General features: G+C 68.2%; 15 protein-coding genes. 10 read left to right on the top strand and 5 right to left on the bottom strand.

Annotated features, from left to right (window positions below; genetic code table 11):
• The 6 genes from C666_RS15850 to C666_RS15825 form a co-directional block, all read left to right on the top strand.
• The coding region (locus C666_RS15850; RefSeq protein WP_004343095.1) for an L-glutamate gamma-semialdehyde dehydrogenase at positions 1-1,877 on the top strand (1,877 nt) is incomplete at its 5' end.
• 227 nt (positions 1,878-2,104) lie between these two features.
• Positions 2,105-3,202 carry a branched-chain amino acid ABC transporter substrate-binding protein gene (locus C666_RS15845; protein WP_004343093.1) on the top strand — a complete coding sequence of 366 codons (1,098 nt, stop codon included), beginning with the start codon at positions 2,105-2,107 and terminating at the stop codon, positions 3,200-3,202.
• A gap of 153 nt (positions 3,203-3,355) precedes the next feature.
• On the top strand, positions 3,356-4,270 hold the full coding sequence (locus C666_RS15840; RefSeq protein ID WP_004343090.1) for an ABC transporter permease subunit: 915 nt from the start codon (positions 3,356-3,358) through the stop codon (positions 4,268-4,270).
• Complete coding sequence (gene livM, locus C666_RS15835) at positions 4,270-5,598, top strand: high-affinity branched-chain amino acid ABC transporter permease LivM (RefSeq protein ID WP_004343088.1); 1,329 nt, start codon at positions 4,270-4,272, stop codon at positions 5,596-5,598. Before C666_RS15840 ends, livM begins: the two co-directional genes overlap by 1 nt.
• Positions 5,598-6,467: an ABC transporter ATP-binding protein gene (locus C666_RS15830; protein WP_004343086.1), complete on the top strand. Its 870-nt coding sequence runs from the start codon at positions 5,598-5,600 to the stop codon at positions 6,465-6,467. Before livM ends, C666_RS15830 begins: the two co-directional genes overlap by 1 nt.
• Positions 6,467-7,180 carry an ABC transporter ATP-binding protein gene (locus C666_RS15825; RefSeq protein ID WP_004343084.1) on the top strand — a complete coding sequence of 238 codons (714 nt, stop codon included), beginning with the start codon at positions 6,467-6,469 and terminating at the stop codon, positions 7,178-7,180. The genes C666_RS15830 and C666_RS15825 overlap by 1 nt, the downstream gene beginning before the upstream one ends.
• Positions 7,181-7,189: 9 nt before the next feature.
• Here C666_RS15825 and C666_RS15820 read toward each other — a convergent pair whose 3' ends face one another.
• From C666_RS15820 to C666_RS15800, 5 genes are all read right to left on the bottom strand, one after another.
• Entirely contained in the window at positions 7,190-7,819 is a 630-nt protein-coding gene (locus C666_RS15820; protein ID WP_004343082.1) for an arylesterase, read from the bottom strand.
• A gap of 74 nt (positions 7,820-7,893) precedes the next feature.
• A complete protein-coding gene (locus C666_RS15815; protein WP_004343080.1) occupies positions 7,894-9,042 on the bottom strand; it encodes an alpha-hydroxy acid oxidase in 1,149 nt (382 codons plus the stop codon).
• A complete protein-coding gene (locus tag C666_RS15810; protein ID WP_004343078.1) occupies positions 9,039-9,515 on the bottom strand; it encodes a Fur family transcriptional regulator in 477 nt (158 codons plus the stop codon). Before C666_RS15810 ends, C666_RS15815 begins: the two co-directional genes overlap by 4 nt.
• A 23-nt stretch (positions 9,516-9,538) precedes the next feature.
• Positions 9,539-10,219 (bottom strand): Fe2+-dependent dioxygenase, encoded by a 681-nt coding sequence (locus C666_RS15805; RefSeq protein WP_004343076.1) that lies wholly within the window; start codon positions 10,217-10,219, stop codon positions 9,539-9,541.
• A 91-nt stretch (positions 10,220-10,310) separates the two neighbouring features.
• Positions 10,311-12,554, bottom strand: coding sequence for a TonB-dependent receptor (locus C666_RS15800; RefSeq protein WP_004343074.1), 2,244 nt, complete (start codon positions 12,552-12,554; stop codon positions 10,311-10,313).
• Positions 12,555-12,878: 324 nt separating this feature from the next.
• Between C666_RS15800 and C666_RS15795 the strand changes: the two genes are divergently transcribed.
• The 4 genes from C666_RS15795 to C666_RS15780 all read left to right on the top strand — a co-directional run.
• Entirely contained in the window at positions 12,879-13,595 is a 717-nt protein-coding gene (locus C666_RS15795) for a response regulator transcription factor (protein WP_004343072.1), read from the top strand.
• A complete protein-coding gene (locus C666_RS15790) occupies positions 13,592-14,914 on the top strand; it encodes a sensor histidine kinase (RefSeq protein WP_004343069.1) in 1,323 nt (440 codons plus the stop codon). The genes C666_RS15795 and C666_RS15790 overlap by 4 nt, the downstream gene beginning before the upstream one ends.
• A 278-nt stretch (positions 14,915-15,192) precedes the next feature.
• Positions 15,193-16,182 carry a sulfurtransferase gene (locus tag C666_RS15785; protein WP_004343067.1) on the top strand — a complete coding sequence of 330 codons (990 nt, stop codon included), beginning with the start codon at positions 15,193-15,195 and terminating at the stop codon, positions 16,180-16,182.
• Positions 16,183-16,200: 18 nt separating this feature from the next.
• Positions 16,201-16,844: YeeE/YedE thiosulfate transporter family protein (locus C666_RS15780; RefSeq protein ID WP_004343066.1), on the top strand; the 644-nt coding region annotated here is incomplete at its 3' end.

The following is a 16,844-nucleotide window of genomic DNA, read 5'->3' as shown; positions in this document are numbered from 1 at the left end:
CCGCCCTCGCCGCCGCCGAGGCCGCGGCCCGGCCCTGGGCGCGGACCCCGCCCGCCGAGCGCGCCGCCTGCCTGGAACGCGCCGCCGATCTGCTCGAGGCGCACACCGACGAACTCCTGGCGCTGGCGGTCCGCGAAGCCGGCAAATCATGGGCCAACGCGGTCGCCGAACTGCGCGAAGCGGTGGACTTCTGCCGCTACTACGCCCAGCAGGCGCGCGGCTTCGACAACGGCACCCACCCCGCGCTGGGGCCGGTGCTGTGCATCAGCCCGTGGAACTTCCCGCTGGCGATCTTCAGCGGCCAGCTCGCCGCCGCGCTCGCCGCCGGCAACCCGGTGATCGCCAAGCCCGCCGAACAGACGCCGCTGATCGCCGCCGCCGCGGTGCGCCTGTTCCACGCCGCCGGCGTACCCGCCGCGGCCCTGCAGTTGCTGCCCGGCCGCGGCGAGACCGTCGGCGCCGCACTGGTGGCCGACCCCCGCATCCGCGGCGTGATGTTCACCGGCTCCACCGAGGTCGCCACGCTGATCAACCGCAGCCTCGCCGCGCGCGGCGGCAACGTGCCGCTGATCGCCGAAACCGGCGGCCAGAACGCGATGATCGTCGACTCCACGGCGCTCGCCGAGCAGGTGGTGGGCGACGTGCTCGCCTCCAGCTTCGACTCCGCCGGCCAGCGCTGCTCGGCGCTGCGCGTGCTGTGCCTGCAGGACGACGTCGCCGAGCGCGTGCTGCACATGCTGCGCGGCGCGCTCGGCGAACTGCGCATCGGCGACCCGGCCGACGTGCGCACCGACATCGGCCCGGTCATCGATGCCGAGGCCCGCGACGGGCTCGAAGCCCACGTCGCGGCGATGCGCGGGCGCGGCGCGCAGGTCACGCGCCTGCCGCTGCCCGATACCTGCGCCCACGGCACTTTCGTCGCGCCGACGATCATCGAGATCGGCACATTCGACGAACTCGGCCGCGAGCAGTTCGGCCCCATCCTGCACGTGCTGCGCTACCCCGCCGCCGGTCTCGGCCGCCTGCTCGACGCCATCGACGCCAGCGGCTACGGCCTCACCATGGGCGTGCATACGCGCATCGACGAAACCGTCGACCACGTCGCCGCGCGCGCCCGCGTCGGCAACCTGTACGTGAATCGCAACATGATCGGCGCCGTGGTCGGCGTGCAGCCCTTCGGCGGCGAAGGCCTGTCGGGCACCGGCCCCAAGGCCGGCGGCCCGCTCTACCTGCACCGCCTGCTGCAGCGCAGCCCGGGGCCGGAGCTGGCGAACGGCGCGGTGCGCATCGAACGCACCGCGCACGGCGATGCGCCCGCGCCGATGGACGCATTGCTCGACTGGCTGGACGGCGCCGGCCGCGCGCTGCTCGAGGGCGACGAACTCGCCGTGCTGCGCGACCGCGCCGACGCCTACCGCGCACGCGCCGTCAGCGGCCTGCGCCTGGCCCTGCCCGGCCCCACCGGCGAGGACGACAGCCTGCGCTTCGTCGCCCGCGGCACGGTCGCCGGCGTGGCGCCTTCCACGCCGGCCGCGCTGCATCAATTGCTGGCGGCGCTGGCGACCGGCAACCGCATCGTGTTCGACGACAGCCCCGCGCTGCGCAGCCTGTACCGCATGCTGCCCGAGGCGGCGGCACGGCACGTGCGCCTCGATGCGCACTGGTTCGACGGCGATTTCGGCGCCCTGCTGGTCGACGCCGCGGACGCCGAGGCCGACGCCTGGCAGCGCAGGCTCGCCGCGCGCCCCGGCCCCATCCTGCCGCTGCTGCGCCCCGCCCCGGAGTACGACCCCTGCCGCCTGGTGCACGAACGCACCCTGAGCATCAACACCGCCGCGGCCGGCGGCAACGCCAGCCTGATGGCGATGGGCGCTTGACGTCGATCAGAGCACGCGGGCCCCGAGCCTGAGACATTGGGCGCCCGGCGCCCCTGGAGTGAAGCAGCACACGCGGCACCACACCCGCTGAACGGCCCTCGCCCCGAGGGACATCACGGATGGCAAGGCGGAGAAATTCGCTTACCTTTACGGGACGCGGCGGTGGCCGGCCCTGCAGCCACGGCCGGCCCCACCCGTTCAAACCGAAGCAAGAAAGGAGACGTTCGATGAACAAGAAGACCCTGCTCGCCACCGCCCTGCTCGCGCTCGGCGGCTTTTCCGGCGCCGCCCTGGCGGACCTGCCGGTGGCGATCGCCGGCCCGATGACCGGCCAGTACGCGTCGGCCGGCGACCAGATCCGCAAGGGCGCCGAGATGGCCATCGCCGACATCAATGCCCGCGGCGGCGTGCTCGGCCAGAAGCTGAAGCTGGAAATCGGCGACGACGCCTGCGATCCCAAGCAGGCGGTGTCGGTCGCCAACACCATGGTGAACAAGGGCATCGTCTTCATGCACGGCCACTGGTGCTCCAGCTCGACGATCCCGGCCTCCGAGGTCTATGTCGACGCCGACATCCTCGTGGCCACGGTATCGACCAACCCGCAGGTCACCGAGCGCGGCCTGCCGAACGTGTTCCGCATCATGGGCCGCGACGACCAGCAAGGCCTGGTGTCCGGCGGCTACATCGCCGACCACTTCAAGGACAAGAAGGTCGCCGTGGTCGACGACAAGAGCGCCTACGGCAAGGGCCTGGCCGACGAGATGGCCAAGGCGATGACCGCCAAGGGCCTCAAGCCCACGCTGCGCGAGGCGGTCACCGCCGGCGAGAAGGACTACTCCGGCCTCATCGGCAAGCTCAAGCAGGCCGGCGTCGAAGTGATGGCCTACGGCGGCTACCATACCGAGGTCGCACTCATCCTGCGCCAGGCGCAGGCCGCAGGCCTGAAGCTCACGGTGATGGGCGGCGACACCATGACCAACGCCGAACTCGTCACCGCCGCCGGCCCCGCCGCCGACAACGTGCTGTTCACCTTCTCGCCCGATGCGCGCAAGAACCCCGACGCCGCGCCGGTGGTGGAGAAATTCCGCGCCGCCAAGGTCGAGCCGGAAGGCTATGTGCTGTACGCCTACGCCGCCATGCAGTTGTTCGAGCAGGTCGCGACCGCGGCCAAGAGCACCCGGTACGCCGACCTCGAGAAGACGATGCGCGCCGGCACCTTCAAGACCGTGATCGGCGACCTGTCCTTCGGCCCGAAGGGCGACCTGGCCGTGCCCGGCTTCGTCGTTTACCGCTGGCAAGGCGGCCAGTACGACTACGCCAGGTAGGAGCGGGCTTGCCCGCGATGCGGCCGTTCCAGGCGTACCGGACGCCGCATCGCGGCCAAGGCCGCCCCTACGACACACCATGACAACCTTCCCTGCGCACGGCCGACGGCGCCTCGCCGTCGGCCGTCGTGCGCGCCACAGCAGGAGACAAGCGTGGCCTACGCACTGCAACAACTCATCAACGGCCTGACGCTCGGCGCCATGTACGGCCTCATCGCCATCGGCTACACGATGGTGTACGGCATCATCGGCATGATCAACTTCGCCCATGGCGACATCTTCATGGTGAGCGCGTTCATCGCGGTCACCGCCTTCACGCTGCTCGCGGCGGCCGACGTCAGCTCCATCCCGCTGGCGCTGACCTTCGTCCTGATCGTGTCGATCTTCTTCACCTCGGCCTACGGCTGGGCGGTCGAGCGCACCGCCTACCGCCCGCTGCGCGGCTCGACCCGGCTGGCGCCGCTGATCTCCGCGATCGGCATGTCGATCTTCCTGCAAAATGCGGTGCAGCTCACCCAGGGCGCGCGCGTCAAGCCGATTCCGCCGGTCATCGAGGGCGGCATCGTGCTATGGGACACACCGGCCTTCACCGTCCAGATCGGCTGGAGCCAGCTGCTGATCATCGTCACCACGGTGACGCTGATGGCGGCCTTCACCTGGATGATCACGCAGACCCCGTTCGGCCGGCAGCAGCGCTCCTGCGAGCAGGACCGCACGATGGCCGCGCTGCTCGGCGTCAACGTCGACCGCACGATCTCGCTGACCTTCATGCTCGGCGCGGCGCTGGCCGCGGTCGCCGGCGTGATGGTGACGGTGTATTACGGCGTGGTCGATTTCTTCATCGGCTTCCTGGTCGGCATCAAGGCCTTCACCGCGGCGGTGCTGGGCGGCATCGGCTCGCTGCCGGGGGCGATGCTCGGCGGCCTGCTGATCGGCCTCATCGAGTCCTTCTGGGCCGCCTACCTGTGGGCGGAATACAAGGACGTCGCCACCTTCGGCATCCTGTGCCTGGTGCTGATGCTGCGCCCGTCGGGCCTGCTCGGCCGGCCCGAAGTGGAGAAAGTGTGATGAGCACGGTCGTCTTTGCCCGCCACGCGATGACGCCCGCCGAGCGCCTGCGCGACGCCGGCTGGGTGGCTTTCGTGGGCCTCATCCTCGGTATTCCGCTGGTCGGCCTGACCACGGTGGACGTGGGCGGACGGCTGGCGGTGGGCACCCGCTTCGGCCTGCTGGCCGCCGCCGTCGCCACCGTGTTCGCCGGCCGCCTGCTGCTGCACTGGGCGCTCGACCAGGCGCGCAACCGCAAGCTGGCGCGCGCCCGGGCCAGCACCGCCACCGCCGCCGATCGCGCCCACGGCGCGCAGAAGGCGGTGATGCTGCTCGGCTGGGTCGCGCTCGGCGCCTCGGTGGCGCTGCCGATCTTCTATTCGGACAACCGCTACGTGGTCGACACCGCGACCACGGTGCTGATCTACGTGATGCTGGGCTGGGGCCTGAACGTGGTGGTGGGCCTGGCCGGGCTGCTCGACCTCGGCTACGTCGCCTTCTACGCGGTGGGCGCCTATTCCTACGCGCTGCTGTCGACCCAGCTCGGCTGGAGCTTCTGGGAAGCGCTGCCGGTGTCGGGCGCGCTCGCCGCCGGCTTCGGCATCCTGCTCGGCTACCCGATCCTGCGCCTGCGCGGCGACTACCTGGCCATCGTCACGCTCGGCTTCGGCGAGATCATCCGCGTCATCCTGGTCAACTGGACCGAGTTCTCGGGCGGCCCCAACGGCATCAGCTCCATCCCGCGGCCGAGCTTCTTCGGCCTGGAGTTCGCGCGCAGCGCCCCCGAGGGCGGGCAGACCTTCGCCGGCTTCTTCGGCCTGGACTTCTCGCCGATGCACCGGCTGATCTTCCTCTACTACCTGATCCTGGTGCTGGCGCTGCTGACCCACGCCTTCGTCTCGCGGCTGCGCAAGCTGCCGGTGGGGCGTGCCTGGGAAGCGCTGCGCGAGGACGAGATCGCCTGCCGCGCGATGGGCATGAACACCACCAACATCAAGCTGTCGGCCTTCGCCATCGGCGCCATGCTGGGCGGTTTCGCCGGGGTGTTCTTCGCCGCGCGCCAGGGCTTCATCTCGCCCGAGAGCTTCACCTTCACCGAATCGGCCATCATCCTCGCCATCGTCGTGCTGGGCGGCATGGGCTCGCAGATGGGCGTGGTGCTGGCGGCCACGCTGCTGGTGCTGATCCCCGAGTTCGGGCGCAATTTCGCCGAATACCGCATGCTGCTGTTCGGCGCGGCGATGGTGCTGATCATGGTGTGGAAGCCGGGCGGCCTGCTGTCGCACCGCGAACCGACCGTGCGCCTGAACCCCCTGGGCAAGCCCGCCGCCGCGAAGGAGGCCGCATGATGGACACGAACTCGCCGGACACCGCAACCGCCACGCTGCTGTCGGTGCAGAACCTGACGATGCGCTTCGGCGGCCTGACCGCGATCGACGACCTGTCGCTGGACGTGCCGGCCGGCAGCATCACCGGCATCATCGGCCCCAACGGCGCCGGCAAGACCACGCTGTTCAACTGCCTGACCGGCTTCTACAAGCCCACCACCGGCAGCCTGCGGCTGGACCACCCGACGCACGGCGAAATGCGCCTGGAGGCGCTGCCCAGCCACCGCGTGGCGCGCGACGCCCAGGTGGTGCGCACCTTCCAGAACATCCGCCTGTTCCCCAAGATGACGGTGCTGGAAAACCTCATCGTCGCCCAGCACAACGTGCTGCAGCGTGCATCGCGCTTCTCCATCGCCGGCCTCTTCAGCCTGCCCGGCTACCGCCAGGCGGAAAAGGAAGCGATCGAACGCGCCGCGACGTGGCTGCAGCGGCTCAGGCTCGAACACCTCGCCGACCACGCCGCCGGCGAGCTGCCCTACGGCATCCAGCGCCGCATCGAGATCGCGCGCGCGCTGTGCGTCGATCCGGTGCTGCTGTGCCTGGACGAGCCGGCCGCCGGCCTCAACCCGCGCGAATCGGCGGAACTGAACGCGCTGCTGCTCTACCTGTGCCGCGAGCTGGGCATCGCCATCCTGCTCATCGAGCACGACATGAGCGTGGTGATGAACGTATCCGATCACATCGGCGTGATCAGCTACGGACGCAAGATCGCCGAAGGCACGCCGGAGCAGGTGAAGAACGACCCGCAGGTGATCAAGGCCTACCTGGGCGAGGACGACGAGGATGCCGAAAACAGCGGAAACGCAGTGACGGAAGGGGCCGCGGCATGATGCTGACAATGGAGGGCGTACACGCCCATTACGGCCACATCCACGCCCTGCGCGGCATCGACGTTGAGGTGCAGGTGGGCGAGATCGTGACGCTGATCGGCGCCAACGGCGCCGGCAAGTCGACGCTGATGATGAGCCTGTTCGGCAACCCCAAGGCGAGCGCCGGGCGCATCGTGTTCGACGGCGAGGACATCACCCGCGTGGCAACGCACGAGATCGCGCGCCGCGGCATCGCGCTGGTGCCCGAAGGGCGCCGCATCTTCCCGCGCATGACGGTGATCGAGAACCTGCAGATGGGCACCGCACACGCCGATCCGGCCAACTACGACGCCGATCTCGCACGCATGTTCGCGATGTTCCCGATCCTCGAGCAGCGCCAGTCGCAGCGTGCCGGCACGCTGTCGGGCGGCGAGCAGCAGATGCTGGCGATCGGCCGCGCGCTGATGGGCCGGCCCAAGCTGCTGCTGCTCGACGAGCCCTCGCTGGGGCTGGCGCCGATCTACATCCGCAAGATCTTCCAGATCGTGAAGGAACTGAACCGCGATCACGGCATGACGATCCTGCTGGTCGAGCAGAACGCCAACCAGGCGCTGCGCGTGGCGCATCGCGGCTACGTGCTGCAGCACGGTGAAATCACCCTCGCGGGGACGGGTGCGGACCTGCTGGCGAGCCCGGAGGTGCGGGCAGCCTACCTCGAAGGCGGGCACGCCTGAGCGCACCCTTCAGCGCGCCAGGCCGATCTCCCGCAGCCGGGCGTGGATGCCGGCCGCCATCCGGCGGTAGCCCTGCGCGTTGGGGTGGATGCGGTCGGCGCGCAGATCGGGTTGGGACAGCACCTCGGAGAACACGTCCGGCACCAGCGGCACGCCTTCCTCGTCCGCCAGCGCCGCGTAGAGCGGCGCGTCGGACAGCCGGCCGATCACCGCGCCCGACAGCGACAGCACCGGCACGCCCACCAGCACCACCTGCGCCCCGCTGGCGCGCGCCATGCGCACGATGCGGCGCAGGTCTTCCTTCACTTCGCCCTCGGAACGGCGCCGCAGGAAATCGTTGCCGCCGATCTCGACCACCACCAGCGCGGGCGTGAACTCGTCGAGCAGGGCCTGCAGCCGGTGCTGGCCCGCCAGCGCGGTGTCGCCCGGCACACCCGCATTCACCACCTCCCAGCCCGCCGAAGCCGCCAGCAGCGCCGGCCAGTCCTCGCCTTCGCCCGCGCCGGTGCCGTAGGTGACGCTGTCGCCGAAGGCAAGCACGCGCGCGCCATCGGGCAGGGCGGGCAGCTTCGGCTCGCGTCCGCACGCGGCCGCCAGGGCGGCCATCGTCAGCGCGAGGATGAAACGTCTTCGGTTCATGGCGTGTGTGTTTCCGCTCGTTGCCGGCAAGGCACCACTATCGCCCGGAATACCCGAATACGGAAACCTTCACCTCAGTCTTTCTGAACGCGCCACACCGATGTCGGCGCAAGCTGGCCCAAATTCGGACAGCCAAGCTGGGCCAGGACCAGTTCCAGCTCGGCGCGCAGCAGATGCAGCAGATGCGCCGCGCCCGCCATGCCGCCCACGGCCAGCGCGTGCAACAACGGTCGCCCAATGAGCACCGCATCGGCCCCCAGTGCCAACGCCTTGGCCACATCCGTTCCCCAGCGGATGCCGCTGTCGAGCAGGATGGGCGCCTCCGGAACGGCCGCGCGCACCGCCGGCAGCACGTCGAGCGGCGAAGGCACGCCGTCCATCACCCGCCCGCCATGGTTCGAGACGACAATGGCATCGGCCCCGCGTGCCACGGCCTCGGCGGCCTGAACGGGGTCCAGCAGGCCCTTGACGATCAGCGGCAGGCTGGTGCCCGCACGCAGCCAATCCAGCTCCGCCAGGCTCGGTGCGGCATCGGCCAGCGGCGTGCCGAGGATGATCGCGCCCTGCCCGGCCTGTGAAGTGTGGCGCCGGACGGGGTAGCCGCGCAGATTGGCCGCCAACACGCCGGGCGGCAGCGCCATGCCGGCACGCTTGACGGCGGCATCCACGGTCCAGACGATGGCCTGGTAGCCAGCCGCCTCGGCGCGGCGCACCAGCGCCAGCGTGTGCTCGCGGGCGGGCTGGCTGTAGAGCTGGAACCACAGCGGCGCGCCACGCACCAGCTCGCGCGCGGCCTCCCGCGCGGCCACGGCGATCTCCTCCAGCGTGTAACTCGACAAGGTGCTGGCCACATAACCGGCCTGCAGCGCCATCGCCGCACGCACGCTGGCCAGTTCCCCCTCGGGGTGCACAAGGCATTGGTAAGCCACCGGCGCGGCGAGCAGCGGATGCTCGAACGCCTGCCCCAGCATCCGCAGCCGCGTGTGGCCGCCGCGCAGATCGGCGAACGGCCGCGGCAGCAACTGGAGGCGGTCGAACGCGGCGCGGTTGTGCGCCAGCGTCGCCCCCTGGTCGCAGCCGCCCTGGATATGGCGCCAGGCGCCGGCTTCGACATGATGCACGGCGTGGCGCTCGTAGTCGGCGCAGGTGGCGATATCCCCGGGAATACGCACGTGCGCGGGCCGCGGCGGTTGCCCCAAGGCATTGAGAATGGGTTGCGTCATGCGAACGGCCCGGCCGGATTCGCGCCAGTGCCGCGCGCCGCGTTCATCGGCCTCACCTTCGCCAGCAGCGAGTAGGTGGACAGCTCGAAGCCATGCTCGCGGCAGAATTCTTCGATGGCCTGGCTCAGCGCGGGATCGGCGAACCAGTAGTCGCGGCCCGAGTCCTCGCACAGGACGTGCTGGCGAAAGTCCTTTTCCGCCAGCGAGTAGTGGGACTTCCCGGCGTCGATGGCATGGAGCGTCAGGATGCCTGCTTCGACGAAGCGCCTCAGCACGGAGTAGATCGACGACAGCGACAGGGTGGCGCCATTGCCGGCAAGGCGAGCCTGGATGTCGTAGGGCTGCAGTGGTTCGTCCGCCCGGGCCAGCACCGTCCATACCGCCAGGCGGGGCACGGTGACGGACACGCCCGCCTTGCGCACAGCGCTGATGGCCGCACTGGTCGAATCCTTGCCATGAGCGGTGGAAGGCATCGGGGTTTCCGGAGCCGGCATCGTCAAGTGTGCCCCCATTGCCGTATCAGGTTGTGATACGTGCCACTGAGCCGATTGACCTCGTCGGCATTCTCGGCCCGGGTGGCCAGCCGCTGGATGCTGTTGTCCAGGTCGTACAGGATGGCGCGCCTTGCGTCGTCCTGGACCATGCTCTGCGTCCAGAAGAAGGAGGCCAGGCGCTGGCCGCGCACGACCGGGCTGACGCGGTGCAGGCTGGTTCCGGGATAAACCACGGCATGGCCGGCGGGCAGCTTGACTTTCTCGATGCCATAGGTGTCGTTGATGATGAGTTCGCCGCCTTCGTATTCCTCGGGGGCGTTCAGGAAGACGGTGGTGGAGATGTCGGTGCGGATGCGCTGGCCCGACAGCGGGTCGACGCGTATCGCGTTGTCGATGTGAAAGCCGTATTCGCCGCCGCCCCGGTAACGGTTGAACATCGGCGGCAGGATCTTCAGCGGCAGCGCGAAGGAGATGAAACAGGCGTTGGCGGACAGGGCGCGGAGAATGATGCGGCCGAGTTCGACGGCGGTTTCGTCCTGCACCTGCAGTTGTTCGTTGCTCTTCTGCTTCACCGCGACGTAGCCTGCCGTTTCGCGGCCGTCGTGCCAGCGGGCCTGGTCGAGCCGGCCACGTATCTCGGCGACTTCCTGCGGGTTCAGCACGTCCGGGATTACGAGCATCATGGTCCTGGGCACTCCCATTGAATGCGGGCGTTGCATACTCCGGGGACACGGCCGCATGCGATGGCCGGGTCCCCGGAACGGTCGATCACCGTCAGTCGAAGCGGTAAGTTGCGTTGAGCATGTACGAGCGGCCCGGACCGACGTTGGCGAAGATACCGACGTGCGAGGCGTCGTAGAGTTCTTCGTCGGTGATGTTGTTGATGTTGAGCTGCACGTTCAGGCGCTTGTTGATTTCGTACCTGGCCATCGTGTCGTAGCGCGTGTAGCTAGGCAGTTCGAGCGTGTTCGCATCGTTGGCGTAGCGCATGCCCATGTAGGTGGCGCCACCGCCCAGGGTCAGGCCCGGCAGCACGTCATAGGTCGTCCACAGGCTGGCACTCTGTTTCGCGATGAACTTGGTGCGATTGCCGTCGAACACCGTGCCGTTGCTGTTGTACGAGAGCACCTTCGGATCGAGATAGGTATAGCCTGCCCACACGCTCCATTTCGAGGTGATGGCTCCAGCCACACCCAGTTCTGCGCCACGTACGCGGTTGTTGCCGCTCAACGTGACGTCGCCGGTCAGCGGATCGGTGGAGCGCGCATCGGTTTTCCTGGTTTCGAACACGGCAGCGGTCAGCGAGAGCAGGCCGTCCCGCACATCCCATTTCGTGCCCAGTTCCCAGCTGCGGCTCTTTTCCGGCGCCAGATCGCGGACGGTGGCGCTGGCTGCCGAACCATCGGCGCCGCCGCCTTGCCCAAGGTTTTCGCCCGAGGGGTTGGTCGACGTGCCGTAGGAAAGATAGATGGCACCGTTGGCGGCGGGCTTGTACACCAGGCCCAACTGGTAGTTCGAGAAACTGTCGGTACGGCTGATCCTGTAGTTGTCGACGTTGTAGTGCTCACGGCGCACCCCGGCGTTGACCGAGAACTGCTCGTTGATCTCCATCGTGTCGAAGAAGTACAGCGCGTGGGTCTGGATCTCGCCATCGGCCGTCTTGGCGCCGTAGGTGATGCCGTAGTTGTAGTACTGGCCGGAATCGGGGTCATGCAGCGAGTCGTGGCTGCGGCCCGGTCCATTGGCCATGCTCTTGCTGAAGATCTTCTCCTTGCTGAACTCCAGGCCGGCGCTGAAGCTGTGCTTGAATGCGCCGGTGGTGAAGTTGCCGAACAAGTCGGTCTGGTTGATCAGCGATTCGCTGCTACGCCAACGCATGCGGTCATCGCGGCGGAACTGGGCGTCCGGGCTGCCGGGGATGCATGCCGAACTGGTGTTGCCAGCCGCGCAATTGTCGAACGTGGGCCGCGTCATCAGATAGTGGTTCAGCGTCCTGGTCTGGCGCGTGATGTTGCGTATGGTCAGATCCTCGGTGAAGTCGTGCTCCACTTGCGCGGTCGCCGTCTTCATCTCATTGTTGCGGAAATCGGTCCTGACCCGGCCATAGAAAGTGTCGCGATCGACCTTGGGCGGCCGCTTCAGCTCGGGGTGGGCGGCGTTGCTGAACGGGATGCCGAGGTCGGGCATGTCGTCATTCTCGACATGCGAGTACGACAGTTTCAGCCGCGTGGGGGTGCCCAGGCCAAAGGCGATGGAGGGGGCGATACCCCAGCGGTCGATGTCGACGCCATCCCGCCCCGGTACCTCGCCGCCCATCTTCATCGCGTTGACGCGCACCGCGCCCGTCTCTGAGAAGGCGTAGTTGCCGTCTACCGTGGTGCGCCACTGTCCCGCGTTACCGAACCCCGCAGATACTTCGGCAAAATCCTCCAGGCGCGGGGCCTTGGTCTGCAGGTTGATGCTGCCGCCGGTGCCGCCGCGCCCGGTATAGGCGGAGCTGGGCCCCTTGATGATCTCGACGGACTCAAGGTTGAAGGTTTCATGCGAGCCTCGGGCGTAGTCGCGTACGCCGTCGATGAACATGTCGGTGCTCGCTTCGTAGCCGCGGATGAACGGCCGGTCGCCCGTGGGAGTGCCGCCCTCGCCGGAACCGAGCGTGATGCCCGGCGTGGTGCGGAGCACGTCCTGCAGCGAGGTCGCGCCACGGTCCTTGATCAGTTCTTCGGTGATCGTGGTAACGGTCTTGGGGGTTTCCAGCAGCGGCGCGGTGAACTTGGGGCTGCTGGCCGCCGCCGGAGCCTGGTAGGCGTTTTCGCGCTGCCCTTCGACCAGGACCGGTGCCAGCGTGGGGTCCTGGGCGTGGGCCGCCGGCGTGATGGCGACCACGCCGCCGATCATGGCGCCCATCAGCACGGAGCTGGTTCGAACGCCAGGCCGGGCGGGCTCGAATGCCGGCTGGAAACTCTCCAGCGGCAGCAGCGTGACGGCCGGCACCGTCTGCTTTCCATCATTGTTCATATACACGGCTTCCTTTGCGGATTCTGGAAAAAGGGGTGCGCCGCGCGGTTCACCGCATGCGGACGCAATTGCGCCGAACGTCCGGGGCCGGCGCAAGATTGGCTTGACCTGTCGGGGTAGAGCCCGACGCAAGAATAGGAAGCCGTGCGTCGAATTTCCGTTGAAAGCGAATATGGAAAGTAAGAATAATGAGAACGGAACTCGTTATTCTTTTTGACAATTGTTATTCGACGTTTTTTTCACATGCGAGTTGATAGCCTGCCAGGACGCGCTGATTTGCCGATATACGTGCCGTGCGGCCCACGCGGCCGCCACGAGGTCTGGATGCCGCCCCGCAAGAAGCAACAGATTCCCTATACCGTCCTGATCGTCGAGGACGAACTTGCCATTGCGGAGAACCTGCTGCTTGCCCTGGAAGGCGAAGGTTTCATCGCCGACGTGGCACGGGACGCCTGCGCTGCCCTCGGGCGGCTGGAGCACGAGTCCTATGACCTCATGCTGCTCGACATCGGCCTGCCCGGCATGGATGGCTATGGCCTGCTCAAGCAGATGCGGGAAGAACTGCAACTCTCGATGCCGGTGTTGATGCTGACGGCGCGCTCCACGCTGGAGGACAAGGCGCTCGGTTTTTCCAGCGGCGCCGACGACTACCTGGTCAAGCCCTATGCGCTGGAAGAGATGCTGATGCGCTGCAAGGCGCTGATCCGCCGTTCCCGGCAGCTTTCCGACACCGCGTTCGCCCTCCGCTACGGGCCCTTGCGCTATGTGGTGGCAGACCAGCTCGTCACCGTCGACGGGCAGGAGATCAAGCTGTCGCGCAAGAATCTGATGATTCTCGAACTGCTGATGCGGTATGGCGGGCGGGTGGTGCCGCGCCGTCGGCTGGAGGAATACCTGTGGCAAGGCGAACCGCCGTCGGCCGAGGCCTTGCGCAGCCAGATGCATCTGCTGCGCAAGGCGCTGTCCGCACACGGCTTCGATAGCATCGAAACGGTGCACAGCATGGGCTGGCGGCTGGCGCCGAACGCCGCGCAGCCATGAAGAGATCGCTCAAGCGGCGCATCACGCTGGTGCTCACCAGCCTCGTCAGCCTGGCGGTATGCGTGACGGCGGTCCTGACCTATGGCGTCTATCTCCACGTCGAGAAGAAGATGGTCCGCGACCTGATCGACACCGAATCGAAGCGGCTGGTGCCGCGGGTGTCGCGCTTCGGCGACGAATGGACGTCGGCTCTGGAACGCGACATGGCGCCGTCCATGTACGTCTGGGGCGAATCGCCCAAGGTGCGGGCGGCGAGCCTGCCAGATGAGCTGCGCGGCCTGTCCATCGGCCTGCACGAACTGCCCAGGGCGGAAAGCACCTGGCATGTGGCGGTCGTCAAGGCGAGGGACGGCCTGCTGTACGTGGTGTACGACACCGTGGTGCTGGACAAGCAGCGGCAGGATTTCACCCGCGCATTGCTGGCCATCGTGCTCGGTTGTTCGATCTTCGCCATGTTGCTCAGCGGCACGGTGGCGCGCTGGCTCGTCATGCCGCTGAATGCGCTCACCGGGCGGCTGACGCGCTGGGTACCGAATTCGGTCGCGGTGGATAGTCCGCATGCCAACGAGGCCGACCGCCTGATGGAAGTGTTCAATCGCGTACAGGACCAGGTCGATGCCGCCATCGCCGACCAGCGGGAATTCTCCGCCAACCTGCACCACGAAATCCGTACCGCGCTGACGGTGATCCGCAGCGATGCCGAACTGATGCTCAGGTATTCGACGATGGGACTGGAACAGCGGCGGCCCCGGCTGGAACGCATCGTCAAATCGGTGAATGAGATCGGCCAGTCGCTGGAGAGCACCTTCAGCCTTGCCCACGCCCGTTTCGAGGACAAGGCGCGCGTCGACATCCACGCCTGCGTCGAGGACATCTTCGAGAGCCAGAGCATGGAAGCGCACAAGGCCGGGCTGGAGTTCGTGAATGCGGTACAGCCAGGCCACGAGGAAACGATCAGCCGCCAGGCCCTGATGACGGTGATGCGCAACATCGTGCGCAATGCGGTGCTGCATGCGGCGCCGGCAAGGCTGACGGTATCCAGTATCGGGCACGGCCTGCGGTTCGCCGATTCCGGCCCCGGCATCGCGCCGTCCGAGCTTCCGCACGTCTTCGATCGCTACTTCAGCAACCGCCGCGCGGACCAGCGCCAGCACGAACAGCGCGAGCCGGGGGCCGCCGCGGACATGAACCAGGCGGGAATCGGGCTGGCCATCGCCAAACGCGTCTGCATCATGCAATCGTGGACGCTGGACGTGGCTTCGCCGGCGAGCGATGGCGGCGGCACTTGCTTCACGCTGTTCTTCGGGCAGGAAGCATGAAGCGGTGCAGCTCCGGACACCGGCCCATGCGCGCGCCCGATCCCGGTTTTCCGCTCCCTGCCGCCAATGGCGTGGCAAGCCGAAGCGCGATCATGCCCAGGAAGCCCGCCATCGGCCTCCCGGCGCCTAATTTCTAATTATTCTTAACATCCAACCGTACATGGCTTTCCCTCACGTCATCTTCCCGTTAGCCTTCACCCCATTTTCTCCAGAGCCTGCTTACAGGCCATGAGTTTTCCACGGCTCGAACGAGCCGGCCCCGACCTCAAGGACGCACCATGCTGAAAAAGACCATCGCCCTGCTGGCGCTGGCCGGCACGACCCTCGCGCTACCTGTCCACGCCGACACGGCCACCGATACCCAGCCAGCCACCACCACCCGGACCGCCGCCGAGCACGCCCACAAGCCACTGCTGACGCCAGCCGAACTTCTCCCCCTGCTCGCCCGGGCGGACGTGCGCATCCTCGACATCCGCGCGCCCAAGGACTACGCCGAAGGCCACATCCCCGGCGCCGTCAACACGCCGTACGGCGCCTTCCGCGGCCCCAGGGACAATGCCGGCCAGCTCGTGCCCGAGGCTGCGCTGACCGAGCTGCTGCGCAAGGCCGGCATCGACGAAGGCACGCAGGTGGTCATCGTCCATGGCGGCGCCGACCACACGGACTTCGGTGCCGCGGCGCGCGTGTACTGGACGCTGAAGGTCGGCGGCCTTGCCCGCCTGTCGATCCTCGACGGCGGCACCAAATCGTGGGCCGGCGGCGGCGGCGCGCTCGACAAGGCCACGCCCGTGGTGACGCCCAGCCAGTTCAGCTACCGCTACGACCAGAACCAGATCGTGACCAGCGAGGAACTGGCCGCGGAGCTGCGCTCGTCCTCGGCCCCGCTGCTGGTGGACGCCCGCCCGCCGCGCTTCTTCAACGGCGAGGCGCGCGTCGACGCCGCCGCGCGCTACGGCACCCTGCCCGGCGCGCGCTCGTTCGACAACGCACAGTTCTTCGTCAAGGGCGGCACGACGCTGAAGCCCGCGGACGAACTGAAGGCGCTGGTCGCGCAAGCGGGCGCGGCGGCGGCGCCGGCGGTGTCCTTCTGCAACACCGGCCACTGGGCGGCGACCAACTGGTTCGTGATGTCGGAAATCGCCGGCAACACGGCGGCCAGGCTCTATCCGGCGTCGGTGGTCGAGTGGAGCAAGGCCGAACTGCCGATGGACAACCAGCCGTCGCGCGTCACCGCGCTGATCCAGGACGTCAAGCGCTCCTTCGAATAAACGGACGGGACGACTCCAATGCGCTGGTTTCTTCGTTTGTTGCTGATTGCGGGCGGCCTGGCCGGCGTGCTTGCGGTGGCGCTGGCCGCCGGCGTGCGCCAGGGCCTGCTGACGCTGCTCGGCATCGGTTTCGGCGCAGTGCTGCAGGGCGCGCGCTTCGGCTTCACCACCGGCTGGCGGGATTTCATCGAACGCCGCGACCCGCAGGGCCTGTGGGCGCAGATGCTGCTGATGGTGCTCGCCGCCGCGGTAAGCCTGCCGCTGATCGCCGGCAGCGGCGGCGAACTCGTCGGCGCCGTCGCGCCGCTGACGATCAGCCTCGTGCTCGGCGCCTTCCTGTTCGGCGCGGCGATGCAGTTGGCCGACGGCTGCGGCTCGGGCACCCTGTACAAGGCCGGCGCCGGTGCGCCGCTCTCGTTCGCGGTGCTGCCGACCTTCGCCCTGGGCAGCTTCGTCGGCGCCTCGCACCAGCCCGGCTGGATCGCGCTCGGCGGCCTGCCGGCGGTCGATCTGCTGGTCTGGGGCTGGCCGCTGGCGCTCGCGTTGACGGTCGCGGGCTGCGGCCTGGTGGCCTGGCTTGCCGGCCGCGCCGCGCGGAGCGAATCCACCGGCCAGGCGGCGACACCGCAGTCGGCGGCCCGGCAGGCGGTGCGTGCCGGCAC

The organism is Thauera linaloolentis 47Lol = DSM 12138 (assembly GCF_000310205.1).
GTDB lineage: Bacteria > Pseudomonadota > Gammaproteobacteria > Burkholderiales > Rhodocyclaceae > Thauera > Thauera linaloolentis.
The sequence above is the reverse complement of the archived record's forward strand: the minus strand, read 5'-3'. Positions and strand labels throughout refer to the sequence as shown.

Excerpts from the sequence above, each read along its gene's own strand:
- C666_RS15845 (WP_004343093.1), top strand. The coding sequence starts at position 2,105 with ATGAACAAGAAGACCCTGCTCGCCACCGCCCTGCTCGCGCTCGGCGGC.
- livM (WP_004343088.1), top strand. The coding sequence starts at position 4,270 with ATGAGCACGGTCGTCTTTGCCCGCCACGCGATGACGCCCGCCGAGCGC.
- C666_RS15830 (WP_004343086.1), top strand. The coding sequence starts at position 5,598 with ATGGACACGAACTCGCCGGACACCGCAACCGCCACGCTGCTGTCGGTG.
- C666_RS15825 (WP_004343084.1), top strand. The coding sequence starts at position 6,467 with ATGCTGACAATGGAGGGCGTACACGCCCATTACGGCCACATCCACGCC.
- C666_RS15820 (WP_004343082.1), bottom strand. The coding sequence starts at position 7,819 with ATGAACCGAAGACGTTTCATCCTCGCGCTGACGATGGCCGCCCTGGCG.
- C666_RS15815 (WP_004343080.1), bottom strand. The coding sequence starts at position 9,042 with ATGACGCAACCCATTCTCAATGCCTTGGGGCAACCGCCGCGGCCCGCG.
- C666_RS15810 (WP_004343078.1), bottom strand. The coding sequence starts at position 9,515 with ATGCCTTCCACCGCTCATGGCAAGGATTCGACCAGTGCGGCCATCAGC.
- C666_RS15805 (WP_004343076.1), bottom strand. The coding sequence starts at position 10,219 with ATGATGCTCGTAATCCCGGACGTGCTGAACCCGCAGGAAGTCGCCGAG.
- C666_RS15800 (WP_004343074.1), bottom strand. The coding sequence starts at position 12,554 with ATGAACAATGATGGAAAGCAGACGGTGCCGGCCGTCACGCTGCTGCCG.
- C666_RS15795 (WP_004343072.1), top strand. The coding sequence starts at position 12,879 with ATGCCGCCCCGCAAGAAGCAACAGATTCCCTATACCGTCCTGATCGTC.
- C666_RS15790 (WP_004343069.1), top strand. The coding sequence starts at position 13,592 with ATGAAGAGATCGCTCAAGCGGCGCATCACGCTGGTGCTCACCAGCCTC.
- C666_RS15785 (WP_004343067.1), top strand. The coding sequence starts at position 15,193 with ATGCTGAAAAAGACCATCGCCCTGCTGGCGCTGGCCGGCACGACCCTC.